This is a genomic window from Kosakonia sp. ML.JS2a, from assembly GCF_025642095.1.
Taxonomy (GTDB): domain Bacteria; phylum Pseudomonadota; class Gammaproteobacteria; order Enterobacterales; family Enterobacteriaceae.
The window spans coordinates 4,389,685-4,403,054 of record NZ_CP106754.1; the positions used below are offsets into that span (position 1 = coordinate 4,389,685).

Below are 13,370 nucleotides of genomic sequence, written 5' to 3' on the forward strand. Positions count from 1 at the left end.
GATTAACGTACCTTCAGCGTTGCCAGGCCAATCAGCACCAGCATCAGCGAAATAATCCAGAAACGCACAATCACGCGCGGCTCTGGCCAGCCTTTCAGTTCATAGTGATGGTGAATCGGCGCCATACGGAAAATGCGCTGTCCGCGCAGCTTGAAGGAACCAACCTGCAAAATGACCGACAGTGTTTCCACCACAAATACGCCACCCATGATCACCAGCAGGAACTCCTGGCGCAGCAGCACAGCGATAATGCCCAGCGCGCCGCCCAGCGCCAGCGATCCCACATCGCCCATAAAGACCTGAGCCGGGTAGGTGTTAAACCACAAGAAACCCAACCCTGCGCCAACAATCGCCGTACAGACGATAACCAGTTCCCCGGCATGGCGCAGATAAGGAATATGCAGGTAATTCGCAAAGTTCATGTTCCCGGTCGCCCAGGCCACCAGCGCAAAACCGCCGGCAACAAATACCGTGGGCATAATCGCCAGGCCATCCAGACCATCTGTCAGGTTGACCGCGTTGCCGGTGCCGACAATCACAAAGTAGGCCAGCGCAATGTAGAGCAAGCCCAGTTGCGGCATAACATCTTTAAAGAACGGCACCACCAGTTCGGTCGCCGGGGTATCTTTGCCCGCAAGGTACAAAGCAAAGGCCACACCCAGTGCGATGACTGACATCCAGAAATATTTCCAGCGCGCGATTAGCCCTTTCGTGTCTTTACGCACCACCTTGCGGTAGTCGTCGACAAAACCAATTACGCCGTAGCCCACCAACACAACCAGCACGCACCAGACGTATGGGTTGGACGGGTAAGCCCACAACAGCACGGAAACAACGATGGCGGTAAGGATCATGATGCCGCCCATCGTGGGGGTACCGCGTTTGCTGAAGTGTGATTCCGGGCCATCGTTACGTACGACCTGTCCAAAAGAGAGTTTTTGCAGGCGGGCAATCATGCGCGGCCCCATCCACAACGAGATGAAGAGCGCGGTCAGCAGGCTGACAATGGCGCGAAACGTCAGATAAGAAAAGACGTTAAAGCCTGAATAATATTTGACCAAATGTTCGGCCAGCCACACTAACATGTCCCGTTCTCCTGTAATTCGCGTACCACCTCTTCCATGGCGGAACTACGTGAACCTTTAACCAAAATGGTCAAAATTTGTTGTTCGGCAATCAGCGTTTTTAAACGCGCCACCACTGCCGCTTTATCATTAAAATGCTCGCCAACGCCGCTGGCAGAACTTAATGCCTGGCTCAATGTTCCCACGCTCAGTACCTTGTCGATGCCGACAGCTTTTGCCGCTTCACCGACCTGAATGTGACAGGCCTTGCTCTCATCGCCCAATTCAGCCATGTCGCCCACCACCATCACCCGGTAGCCGGGCATTTCGGCCAGCACATGCGCCGCAGCGGTCATTGACCCGACGTTGGCGTTGTAAGTGTCATCCAGCAACAGCTGATTTTCGCTCAACTGAACCGGGAACAGGCGGCCAGGTACGGCTTTCAGATTCGCCAGACCTTTCTTCACTGCATCCAGGCTTGCGCCAACCGCCATCGCCAGCGCGGTCGCCGCCAGCGCATTGGCAATATTGTGGCGGCCCGGCAACGGCAGCGTGACATCAATGCTGCCGCCCGGCGTTTGTAACGTGAACTCTGTACCGTGCGAGGTCACATGAATGTTGGTAGCGGTAAAATCACTGTTCGCCGCATTCGGCGAGAAGCGCCAGACTTTGCGATCACTGATGATGCTCTGCCAGTTCAGCCAGTCATTGTTATCGGCATTCATAATGGCGATGCCGTTGTCCGGCAGCCCGGTGTAGATTTCACCTTTGGCCTTTGCCACCCCCGCCAGCGAACCAAAACCTTCCAGGTGCGCCGCCGCCAGGTTATTCACCAGCGCGGCTTCCGGACGGGTCAGTCCCACGGTCCAGGCGATTTCGCCCTGATGGTTAGCCCCCAGTTCAATCACCGCGTACTGATGCGCTTTGGTCAAACGCAACAGCGTCATCGGCACGCCGATATCGTTGTTGAGGTTACCTGCGGTATAGAGGGTATTCCCGCACTCGCTGAGGATGGCGGCGGTCATCTCTTTTACCGAGGTCTTGCCGGAAGATCCTGTCAGCGCGACGACGCGAGCCGGAACCTGCTGACGAACCCATGCAGCCAGTTCGCCAAACGCCAGTCGGGTATCCTTCACCACCAGTTGCGGCAGGTCGGTATCCAGTTTCCGGCTGACCAGCAGCGCGCCCGCACCGCCCTCTTTGGCTTTATCAGCAAAGTCATGAGCATCGAAACGTTCGCCTTTCAGCGCCACGAACAGGCAACCCGGCGTTAATTTGCGGGTATCGCTGGTCACCGCATCAACAGTGACATCCTGACCGTGTAATTCCCCCTGCAGAATACCGGTGAGTTGGCCAAGCGTTACGCTAATCATGCCACCACCCCCAGCAAACGCGCGGCCGTCACGCGGTCGGAATAATCAAGACGGCGCGTACCGACAATCTGGTAATCTTCGTGGCCCTTACCAGCCAGCAACACCACGTCGTTCTCTTTGGCCTGCATGATGGTATTGGTCACCGCTTCTGCGCGGCCTTCCACCACATGGGCACGACCGGCGTCCAGCATCCCGGCAAGAATGTCATTGATAATCGCGCGCGGCTCTTCTGTGCGCGGGTTGTCATCCGTCACCACGGGCACATCCGAGAATTGTTCAGCAATGGCGCCCATCAGCGGACGTTTGCCTTTATCGCGATCGCCGCCACAGCCAAACACGCACCACAGTTTGCCGGTACAGTGCAGACGCGCCGCCTGCAGAGCTTTTTCCAGCGCATCCGGCGTATGGGCATAGTCAACGACAACCGTCGGTTTACCCGGCGCGCTGAACACTTCCATACGCCCGCAAACCGGCTGCAGTTGGGACGCGGTTTTCAGCAATTCACTGAGCGGATAACCCAACGCCAGCAGCGTTGCCAGCGCCAGCAGCAGATTGCTGACGTTAAATGCGCCCATCAGACGGCTTTCAATTTCGCCTTCACCCCATGAGGAGTCAAAGCGGATCGTGGCGCCACTGTCGTGATAATCCACCGCCACGGCTTTCAACCAGCGGCCATGGCAGTTCGGGTTGATATGATCTTCCATCGATACCGCGACCGCATCCGGCAGATTCGCCAGCCAGCGGCGCCCCACTTCGTCATCGGCGTTGACGATCGCCTGACCATAGTGGTGCGAGGAAAACAGCAGCCATTTCGCCGCTTCGTACTGCGTCATATCCCCGTGATAATCGAGGTGATCGCGGCTTAAATTGGTAAACACGGAGGCGACAAATTTCAGTGCGGCAACGCGATGCTGCACCAAACCGTGTGATGAGACTTCCATCGCAGCAAGCGTTGCCCCTTGCTTCGCGAGGCTGGCAATCACATGCTGCACATCCACCGCTGAACCGGTGGTGTTTTCCGTCGGGCTCACTTTGCCCAACAAACCGTTACCGACGGTCCCCATCACCGCGCTGGTTTCGCCCAGTAACTGGCTCCATTGCGCCAGCAATTGCGTGGTGGTGGTTTTACCGTTGGTGCCGGTTATGCCAATCAGGCGTAATTGTTCAGAAGGCTCACCGTAAAAACGGCCCGCCAGCGCAGAAAGACGCTCATTTAACTGGCTGAGATAAATGACCGGAACGCCGTGCATTTCACGAATTTCACCGTCATTTGCTTCGTCTTTCGCTTCAGCAATAATGGCAGCAACACCTTGCGCAATCGCCTGCGGGATATAACGACGCCCGTCCGCCTGATGACCGACCACCGCCACAAAGAGATCGCCCGATGCAGCCACACGGCTGTCGAGCGTCATCTCCCGCAGTGCTCGCTCCGGCGCACCTGGCACCCACGGAGCGAGAAGGTCGCGCAAATTACGATCTGCCACCTGTTCCCTCGCCTTGATTAATTACAAACTCACTTTTCTCGCCCGTGGTCAGCGCATCCGGCTCAATGTTCATGGTGCGCAGAACGCCGCCCATGATGGCACCAAAGACCGGCGCAGACACGGCGCCACCGTAGTATTTACCCGCTTGCGGATCGTTAATGACCACCACCAGCGCAAAGCGCGGGCGGCTGGCAGGCGCGACGCCAGCGGTGTAAGCAATGTATTTATTGATATAGCGACCGTCCGGACCGACTTTTTTGGCTGTACCGGTCTTGATAGCGATGCGATACCCTTTGATGGCGGCCTTCACCCCGCCGCCGCCTGGCAGCGCAACGCTCTCCATCATGTGCACCACGGTGCGCACGATAGGCTCGGCAAAGACGCGTTCGCCCGGCACGGGCGGGTCAACTTTGGTAATCGACAGCGGGCGATAGATGCCATAACTGCCAATCGTTGCGTAGACACGCGCTAACTGTAACGGCGTTACCATTAGCCCGTAGCCGAAAGAGAAGGTGGCCCTCTCTATGTCAGACCACCGTTGTTTTTGAGGAAATAAGCCACTGCGTTCCCCGACCATCCCCAAATTGGTCGTTTTTCCCAGTCCAAAACGTGAGTAAGTATCTACTAACGCTGAGGAGGGCATCGCTAACGCCAGTTTTGACACACCAACGTTACTCGACTTCTGTAGCACCCCGGTGAGGGTTAACTCGCTGTAGCGCGCCACGTCTTTGATTTCATGGCCGTTAATACGATAAGGCACGGTATTTAACACCGTGTTAGGGTTTACAACGCCGCGCTGCAACGCGGTCATCACCACCATAGGTTTAACGGTGGAGCCCGGTTCGAAGACGTCGGTGATAGCGCGGTTACGCATGGCATCCTGCGCCGTACCGGTGAAGTTATTCGGGTTGTACGAGGGGCTGTTCGCCATCGCCAGCACTTCGCCGGTGTTCACATCCACCAACACCGCACTACCGGACTCTGCCTTGTTAAATGCCACCGCGTTATTCAGTTCACGGTAGACCAGCGCCTGCAGGCGCTCATCGATGCTCAGCGCAAGGTTATGCGCAGCCTGGCTGTCCGTTGAGGAAATATCTTCGATAACGCGACCATAGCGGTCTTTACGCACAACGCGCTCGCCGGGTTGCCCGGTGAGCCACTTATCAAAACTTTTCTCGACCCCTTCAATCCCCTGGCTGTCAACGTTGGTAAAGCCAATGAGGTGAGCAGTCACTTCCCCGGACGGGTAGTAACGGCGAGACTCTTCTCGCAGGTGGATGCCCGGAAGCTTGAGTTTTTTGATGTAGTCGCCCAGATCCGGGTTGACCTGGCGGGCCAGATAGATAAAACGCATTTTGGGGTTGGCGTTAATGCGCGCAGCGAGTTGATCGAGCGGCATGTTCAGCGCGTCGGAAAGTGCTTTCCAGCGGTTATCCAGCGTAACGCCGCCTGCATCATGCAATTCTTTCGGATCGGCCCAAATGGCTTTCACTGGCACACTTACCGCCAGCGGACGACCGGAACGATCGGTAATCATCCCGCGCGATGTCGCGACTTCCTGAACGCGCAGGGAACGCATGTCCCCTTCACGCACCAGCATATCCGGGTTGACGATTTGCAAATACGCGACCCGGCAAAGCAGGAATCCCAGCGCCAGTAAAATGCAACCGCAAAGCAACGCAAAACGCCAACTCACAAAGTTGGCCTGTTCTTCCTGGCGTTTCGGTTTAAGCGTCTTCGCCGCTGCTTTCATGCGTCGCGTGATTCCTTATTCGTCACTATTTCTGTACTACGATATTTTCCTGGGAAGGATCGACATGCTGCATTTGCAGCTTTTCCGTCGCGATCCGCTCAACCCGGCTATGATCGCCAAGCGCATTCTCTTCCAGGATCAGGTTGCGCCACTCGATATCCAGCGCATCGCGTTCGAGAACCATCTGCTCGCGCTGCGCGGTTAATAAGCGCGTGTGGTGAGAGGTGGTCACCACCGTCACCGCCGTCATGATGATGCAAATGAACAGACAGAGTGGCAGTTTCCCAAATCGCAAAAGATCGTCGCCGATCACGCCAGGCAAAGCATGGCGCTCGTTGCTTCCTAACGATCCTTTCATTTTGCTCAGGGTCTCTGTCACTCTGCCGATCATGCGTTCGTCCTCTCTGCAATACGCAGAACTGAACTACGGGCACGTGGGTTTTCAGCCACTTCTTCTTCACCCGGCATCAACTTTCCTAATGCTCGCAACTGACGGCCACCCAGTTTCCTGAGTTGCTCTTCGGTCATCGGCAACCCGGCAGGAACCTGCGGGCCCCGGCTTTGCTCACGCATAAAGCGTTTTACAATCCGGTCTTCCAGCGAATGGAAGCTGATAATCGAAAGCCGCCCTCCCGGGGCCAGCACGCCGAGCGAGTTTTTTAGCGCCTGCTCGATCTCCTCCAGTTCACTGTTCACCCAAATGCGCACCGCCTGGAAGGTACGGGTCGCGGGATGTTTGAACTTGTCTTTCACCGGTGTCGCCGCCGCAACCACTTCCGCCAGCGCTTTTGTGCGGGTCATCGGGTCAACGCGGTTACGCTCAACAATGGCGCGGGCAATACGTTTGGCAAAACGCTCTTCGCCAAAGGTTTTCAGCACCCAGGCAATGTCGGCTTCTTCAGCGGTTTGCAGCCATTCGGCGGCGGACTGGCCACGCGTAGGATCCATACGCATGTCCAGCGGCCCATCACGCATAAAGGAAAAACCGCGTTCAGGATCGTCGAGTTGCGGTGAAGAAACGCCAAGATCGAGAAGAATTCCGTCGATCTTGCCAACAAGTTCACGCTCGCTGACATAATCAGCAAGCGCAGAGAAAGGTCCATGAATGATGGAGAAGCGGGGATCATCAATGGTTTGAGCTACAGCAATCGCCTGCGGATCGCGATCGATCGCCAGCAAGCGTCCTGCCGCTCCCAAACGGGAGAGGATCAGGCGCGAGTGACCACCGCGACCAAAAGTGCCATCGATGTAAATGCCATCCGGACGAATATTCAGGCCATTAACGGCCTCATCCAGCAGCACCGTCGTGTGTTTAAAATTTTCCATCATCTTTACAGAGACAAATCCTGCAATCGATCCGAAAGCGCTTCGGAACCAGATTGCTCAGCGTCGATATCTTCCTTGACCTGTTGATACCAGGTCGTTTCGTCCCACAGCTCAAATTTATTGAACTGCCCGACCAGCATCACTTCTTTGGTCAGCCCGGCGTGTTGCCGCAAAACAGGTGCGATCAATAAACGCCCGGCGCTATCCATCTGGCACTCGCTGGCGTGTCCCAGCAATAAACGTTGTACGCGCCGCTCGAGCGGATTCATGCTCGACAGACGCGACAATTTTTGCTCGATAATTTCCCATTCGGGCAGAGGGTAAAGCAGCAGGCATGCGTGACGGATGTCAATGGTGCACACCATCTGACCGGAAGCATTCTCCTGCAGCAAATCCCGATAACGGGTCGGAACGGATAACCGCCCTTTGCTGTCGAGATTGACTAACGTCGCGCCACGGAACATGTCCGATTCACCCCCGGGTGATCTTTTTCACCACTTTATCCCACAAAATCCCACCAAGGGAGTTTACGGAGCGGAGGAAAAGCTTGTCAAGCCAGCGCAAAGGCTAACCAGAGTAAAAGATCCCTTATTCGCAGTGAATATCTGCGTTGGTGAATTACTGCTCAGCTTACGAGGCAAATTAACGTCATGAATATTTGCAAGAAAAAAAACAGAATATGCGCACCGGCGTTTAAAACCATTCAATTTCTGCGCGCGAAATATAAAGTGTCAGTTTGCGACGCGGGCGGCATTTTAAGACATATTGACGCCCCTGAACAGTGCCAGTTACGTCAGGCTGCACTTAGCGCGGCGGCGGATGAGCGATGACAAAACCCCCATGCCAGAAATGGTTGTTAATTCGGCAATTGCGCCCATTTTTCAGATGTAACAATTTAATACAGAAATCATGTTCAGTTACTTCTCAATAACTCATAAAAATTGGATTTAAAGAAACAACCTGAATAAATAAAAAAAACCACCTGATAAAAAATAAGGATTTATCTTAGGTGGATAAAGTGCAATAAATTGATTAAAGACAGAGGCAAAAACAAAAAAGGCAGCTGCCGCTGCCTTTAATGCCGGTGGTTAAACGCGACTTAATATCCCGCGGCGGTAGAGATTGCGGCGGATGCGGCTCAGACCCGCTTTCGGTTTACGCGGCTCGTCGAGGCTTGCCAGCACGATTTCCAGCACACGCTCTGCCACATCACGATGACGCTGCGCAACAGCCAACACCGGGCATTGCAGGAAATCTAGCAGTTCGTGATCGCCAAACGTCGCAATGGCCAAATCAGACGGCAGTTTACCGTCGCGGCGCAAGGTCACGTCCAGCACACCCTGCAATAATGCAAACGAAGTGATAAACAGCGCCTGCGGCATTGGGTTTGTTTCCAGCCATTTTTCGAACAGCTGAGCAGCGGCTTCTCGCTCGTAGCTATTGGCATAGAGATACTGCACCTCGCGCGGATCGTCTTTCCAGGCGGTGCGGAACCCTTGCTCACGCAGGAAACTTACCGAGAGCTCCGGCAGCGCCCCCATGTACAGCACACGTTCAGCCGGGAATTTACGCAGTTCCGCCGCCAGCATTTCTGAATCGTCCTGATCGGCACCGACAACGCTGGTGAAGTGTTCACGATCCAGCGCACGATCCAGTGCGACAATCGGGAAGGAGTCATTTGCCCAGCGCTGATAGAACGGATGCTCCGGCGGCAACGAAGTGGAGACGATGATGGCATCCACCTGGCGCTGCAAGAGATGTTCAATACAGCGCATTTCGTTATCTGGTTGATCTTCTGAACAGGCAATCAGCAACTGATAACCGCGCTGACGCGCCTGCCGTTCCAGATAGTTAGCAATACGCGTGTAACTCGTGTTTTCGAGATCGGGGATAACCAGCCCAATAGAGCGAGTACGTCCTGCTCGCAACCCAGCCGCTACCGCATTCGGGTGGTAGTTATGCTCACGAACGACAGCCATGACTTTTTCAACGGTTTTGTCGCTGACACGATATTGCTTCGCCTTACCATTGATGACGTAGCTTGCCGTGGTTCGTGAGACGCCGGCTAGCCGGGCGATTTCATCCAGTTTCACAATTGCCCCTTAAAATAATGCACTCCATAACCTTTTTAGGGATATAGGCTAATTTCCATAACATCTAAGCGCAGAATAGGCACTGCGGCAACCGCTTTCGTCTCTGGTTCCATCTGATTTCGCAAAAAAAAAGGCCCGACACCAGATGTCAGGCCTTCAGATGCTGCAGACTAATCACGCTTAGCGCATGATTTTATCACCGCGTGACAACCCCACGACGCCGGAGCGGGCAACTTCAACGATTTTAGCTACGTCACGAATGGTAGCTAAAAATGCGTCCAGCTTATCGCTGGTGCCGGCAAGCTGAACCGTATAAATAGACGGGGTAACATCAATGATCTGACCGCGAAAGATCTCTGCATTGCGCTTCACTTCTTCGCGTCCGTAGCCGCTGGCCTGGATCTTCACCAGCATAATCTCACGCTCAACATACGCCCCCTGCCCCAGCTCATTCACGCGCAGGACATCGACCAGTTTATGCAGTTGCTTTTCAATTTGCTCCAGCACTTTCTGATCGCCGACGGTCTGGATCGTCATGCGCGACAATGTGGGATCGTCAGTGGGCGCAACCGTCAGGCTTTCAATGTTATAGCCACGCTGTGAGAACAGACCAATCACGCGCGATAACGCACCCGACTCATTTTCCAGTAAGACAGACAGTATCCGCCGCATAATCAGGTCCTCTCCGTTTTGCTTAACCACATCTCATCCATGCCGCCGCCGCGGATCTGCATCGGATAAACGTGTTCACTACCGTCAACGGTAACATCAACAAACACCAGGCGATTATTTTTCACCTGCTCCAGCGCTTGCGCGAGCTTCTGTTCCAGCTCTTCCGGACGCGTAATATTGATACCTACGTGACCATACGCTTCCGCCAGGCGGGCAAAATCCGGTAGCGACTGCATGTAAGATTGCGAATGGCGACCGGAATAGATCATATCCTGCCACTGCTTCACCATCCCCAGATAACGGTTGTTCAGATTCAGCACCAGCACCGGCAACTCATATTGCAGCGCCGTAGAAAGCTCCTGAATATTCATCTGGATACTGCCGTCCCCGGTGACACAGATGACCATCTCATCCGGGAAGGCCATTTTTACGCCAAGCGCCGCAGGCAAACCAAAGCCCATGGTGCCCAGCCCACCGGAGTTGATCCAGCGTCGCGGCTTATCAAAACGATAATAGAGCGCCGCAAACATTTGGTGTTGCCCGACATCGGACGTGACATACGCATCGCCATGGGTTAAACGCCAGATGGTTTCGATCACCGCCTGCGGTTTGATGCTCTCACTTTGCGTGTCATATTTCAGGCACTGTCGCGCACGCCACTGATCGATGCGCAGCCACCAGTCGCGGATATCATCTGGCGATTGCGGATACGCCTCTTGCTCCAGCAACTCCAGCATTTGCTCCAGCACCAGCCGCGCATCGCCCACGATAGGCACATCCGCCTGCACCGTTTTAGAGATAGACGTCGGATCGATATCAATATGCAGCACCGTGGCTTCCGGACAGTATTTTGCCAGGTTATTAGTGGTGCGATCGTCAAAACGCACGCCTACCGCAAAAATGACATCGGCGTTGTGCATGGTCATATTAGCTTCATAGGTGCCGTGCATACCCAGCATGCCAAGCGCCTGACGGTGCGACGCCGGGAAAGCGCCCAGCCCCATCAAAGACGATACCACCGGTAAATTGAGCTTTTCCGCAAGCTGGCGCAGTTGAGTTTCACAGGCGGAATTAATCGCGCCACCACCAACATAGATAACCGGCTTTTTGGCTGCGCTCAGCGTTTGCAGGGCACGTTTGATTTGCCCTTTGTGCCCCTGCATCGTGGGGTTATAGGAACGCATGCTGACCGACTCCGGCCAGACATAAGGCAGCTTGTTAGCCGGGTTCATGATGTCTTTCGGCAGATCGACCACCACAGGCCCTGGCCGCCCGCTGGCCGCCAGCCAGAACGCTTTCTTTAATACGCCGGGAATATCTTCGGTTTGCTTAACCAGGAAACTGTGCTTCACCACCGGGCGGGAAATCCCCACCATGTCGCACTCCTGGAAAGCGTCATAGCCAATTAAAGAGGTCGCCACCTGCCCGGAAAGCACCACCAGCGGAATCGAATCCATATACGCCGTGGCAATGCCGGTGATGGCGTTTGTCGCCCCCGGACCGGAAGTCACCAGCACCACACCGACTTCACCCGTTGCTCGCGCCAGCCCGTCAGCCATGTGCACCGCGGCCTGTTCATGGCGTACTAACACATGTTCAATACCGCCTACAGTATGCAGGGCATCGTAGATATCGAGGACCGCGCCTCCGGGATAACCGAACACCTTCTTGACGCCTTGATCGATAAGCGATCGGACGACCATCTCGGCTCCAGACAACATCTCCATGGTTTGCCTCCAGGCTTTCGTTTGTCGATTGACAGCGAAAATCATTTCCGCACTGTCGCACTGTACAGAACAGGAAGTCCCTGCCTTCTGATTATGAATGGCAGTTACCATAACCGCTCAAAATCTGGCAGGCAATGAGCAAACCGCCGCCGTCCACCCGCCGGAAAAGAGGAAAAACGAAGTCCACAAACCAGAATTGGTGGAAACATCTGTAATAAGCAAAGACGATGACCATTCATCATCCGAACCGCAGGATGTTCAGTAATTCATGCATTTTTAACGCGAGCGCCGACGCCACTACAGACGAAAATCAGGACAAAATACTGGCAGTGAAAATCAATGCAGAATAAACCAGGCGTTTGAAGCCTGGTTTATTGATGGCGTGTTAGCGACGGCAGACAGAGACCAACACCTCTTCCATCCACTGGTGGCCTTTGTCACGCCCTGCCGCCTCATGCCAGGAGAGATAGCACGTTCGGCTTTTCAGTCGCAAAGGCAGAGGAAGCGCCTGTAACTCCAGACTCGCAGCAAATTCATCCACCAGCCAACGCGGCGCAATGGCCACCAGGTGGGTTTGTGAAATCACGTTTAACACGCTGGTCAGCGCCATCCCTTGATAGGCAATGCGGCTTTGCTTATCGGGCGTGTCGTACCAGGGCTGGCTAAAGGAAGCATAGCGTTCCAGGGAAACGACCGCGTGCTGCTCATTAAAAACGTCCGCTTCTGTGATGAGCGCATCAATTCGCGGATGCTTTTTACTGACAACCAGCACCATGTCATCTTTAAAAAGCGGTACGCAGGAAAACTCCGGGCGACGAAATTCTTCGTAGCCGACCACAAACTCAACTTCCTGGTAACGCAATTGATGTTCAGTATTGTGATTAAGCGCAGATTTAAACACCAAATGAATATGTGGGGCGAGTTTTTCAACATTGTTGTAAATTATCGATGTTAAAAAATTATCAAGTGGGCTGCAGACACAAAGATTAAACACGCGTTCGCTGGTCACCGGTTCAAAACCGGAACCAGGTAACTCATTTTGCACTAATTGCAACGCCTGACGAATAGAGCCAAAAAGCTGAAATGCGCGCGTAGTCGGCTGGATCCCCCGGCCATAACGAACAAAAAGCTCGTCATTAAACATTAACTTAAGCCGTGCAACGGCATTACTGACCGCTGGCTGTGACATACCGAGCGAATGCGCCGCGCGGGTGATGTTTTGTTCTTGCATGACCGCATCAAATACGGTGAGTAAATTCAGGTCCACGGAACGTAATTGTGGCTTTCCGACCTCATTAATACTATGGTTATCAACGACTTTCCCCGGAGTGCTGCATGCTGTCGTCATGATAATCTCCCTTCGCTTGTATAATAATAATATTCAGGAAGATGATTTATCATGCATATAGCATTATTAGAAGTGAGCCACGGTAAATTAGGATTATATAAAGCCCGATAACAAACGGTAGAAAAAAAATAAAAAAAGCAACAGCATTACCTATACCGAAAAAAAGTTAACACATCTGAATTATTGACATCCCGTAGCCACCCTCCAAAAAACTCAATAAGTCTATATTTTACACACAATAAATAATAGTAATTTTATTGATGGTTATTTAAGTTAAACCAATATTATGTCGCACGCCACCCTTTCATCTCGGGAAGTCCTATGTCTGCGGCTCCGTGGATTATGTCAATCCGATAATGACAATAAAACCGGCGTTAACATACAACCAGTAATTTTGCTTTTCTTTTTACACGCAGAATAATTGACTAACCGGCGACAAAATAATTCGAACCTGCAGCGGGCCATTTTCAGGGACAAGGGTTGACATTTCCCGGCGTATCCAGTACCACTAAAAGCATATCGCATTCATC

Annotated in this window: 11 protein-coding genes; all 11 read right to left on the reverse strand. The window is 53.6% G+C overall.

The window, feature by feature from the left end; translation table 11 throughout:
• Positions 1-2: 2 nt before the first annotated feature.
• Complete coding sequence (mraY, locus tag N7922_RS20730; RefSeq protein ID WP_061497707.1) at positions 3-1,085, reverse strand: phospho-N-acetylmuramoyl-pentapeptide-transferase; 1,083 nt, start codon at positions 1,083-1,085, stop codon at positions 3-5.
• Positions 1,079-2,437 (reverse strand): UDP-N-acetylmuramoyl-tripeptide--D-alanyl-D-alanine ligase, encoded by a 1,359-nt coding sequence (gene murF / locus N7922_RS20735; RefSeq protein WP_263098061.1) that lies wholly within the window; start codon positions 2,435-2,437, stop codon positions 1,079-1,081. Before murF ends, mraY begins: the two co-directional genes overlap by 7 nt.
• Positions 2,434-3,921: a UDP-N-acetylmuramoyl-L-alanyl-D-glutamate--2,6-diaminopimelate ligase gene (gene murE / locus N7922_RS20740; protein ID WP_263098062.1), complete on the reverse strand. Its 1,488-nt coding sequence runs from the start codon at positions 3,919-3,921 to the stop codon at positions 2,434-2,436. Before murE ends, murF begins: the two co-directional genes overlap by 4 nt.
• Positions 3,908-5,674 carry a peptidoglycan glycosyltransferase FtsI gene (locus tag N7922_RS20745; protein WP_263098063.1) on the reverse strand — a complete coding sequence of 589 codons (1,767 nt, stop codon included), beginning with the start codon at positions 5,672-5,674 and terminating at the stop codon, positions 3,908-3,910. Before N7922_RS20745 ends, murE begins: the two co-directional genes overlap by 14 nt.
• Positions 5,675-5,699: 25 nt before the next feature.
• The gene (ftsL, locus tag N7922_RS20750; protein WP_061497715.1) at positions 5,700-6,065 is read right to left on the reverse strand and encodes a cell division protein FtsL; all 366 of its coding nucleotides are present in this window, start codon (positions 6,063-6,065) and stop codon (positions 5,700-5,702) included.
• Positions 6,062-7,003, reverse strand: a complete 942-nt coding sequence (gene rsmH / locus N7922_RS20755; RefSeq protein ID WP_263098064.1) for a 16S rRNA (cytosine(1402)-N(4))-methyltransferase RsmH — start codon at positions 7,001-7,003, stop codon at positions 6,062-6,064. The genes ftsL and rsmH overlap by 4 nt, the downstream gene beginning before the upstream one ends.
• Before the next feature lie 2 nt (positions 7,004-7,005).
• On the reverse strand, positions 7,006-7,464 hold the full coding sequence (gene mraZ / locus N7922_RS20760) for a division/cell wall cluster transcriptional repressor MraZ (protein ID WP_061497719.1): 459 nt from the start codon (positions 7,462-7,464) through the stop codon (positions 7,006-7,008).
• Positions 7,465-8,088: 624 nt separating this feature from the next.
• Positions 8,089-9,093, reverse strand: a complete 1,005-nt coding sequence (gene cra, locus N7922_RS20765; RefSeq protein ID WP_061497721.1) for a catabolite repressor/activator — start codon at positions 9,091-9,093, stop codon at positions 8,089-8,091.
• A gap of 180 nt (positions 9,094-9,273) precedes the next feature.
• A complete protein-coding gene (ilvN, locus tag N7922_RS20770) occupies positions 9,274-9,765 on the reverse strand; it encodes an acetolactate synthase small subunit (protein WP_007373137.1) in 492 nt (163 codons plus the stop codon).
• A gap of 2 nt (positions 9,766-9,767) precedes the next feature.
• Positions 9,768-11,492: an acetolactate synthase 3 large subunit gene (gene ilvI / locus N7922_RS20775; protein ID WP_263098065.1), complete on the reverse strand. Its 1,725-nt coding sequence runs from the start codon at positions 11,490-11,492 to the stop codon at positions 9,768-9,770.
• 385 nt (positions 11,493-11,877) lie between these two features.
• On the reverse strand, positions 11,878-12,840 hold the full coding sequence (leuO, locus tag N7922_RS20780) for a transcriptional regulator LeuO (protein ID WP_263098066.1): 963 nt from the start codon (positions 12,838-12,840) through the stop codon (positions 11,878-11,880).
• Positions 12,841-13,370: the final 530 nt, after the last annotated feature.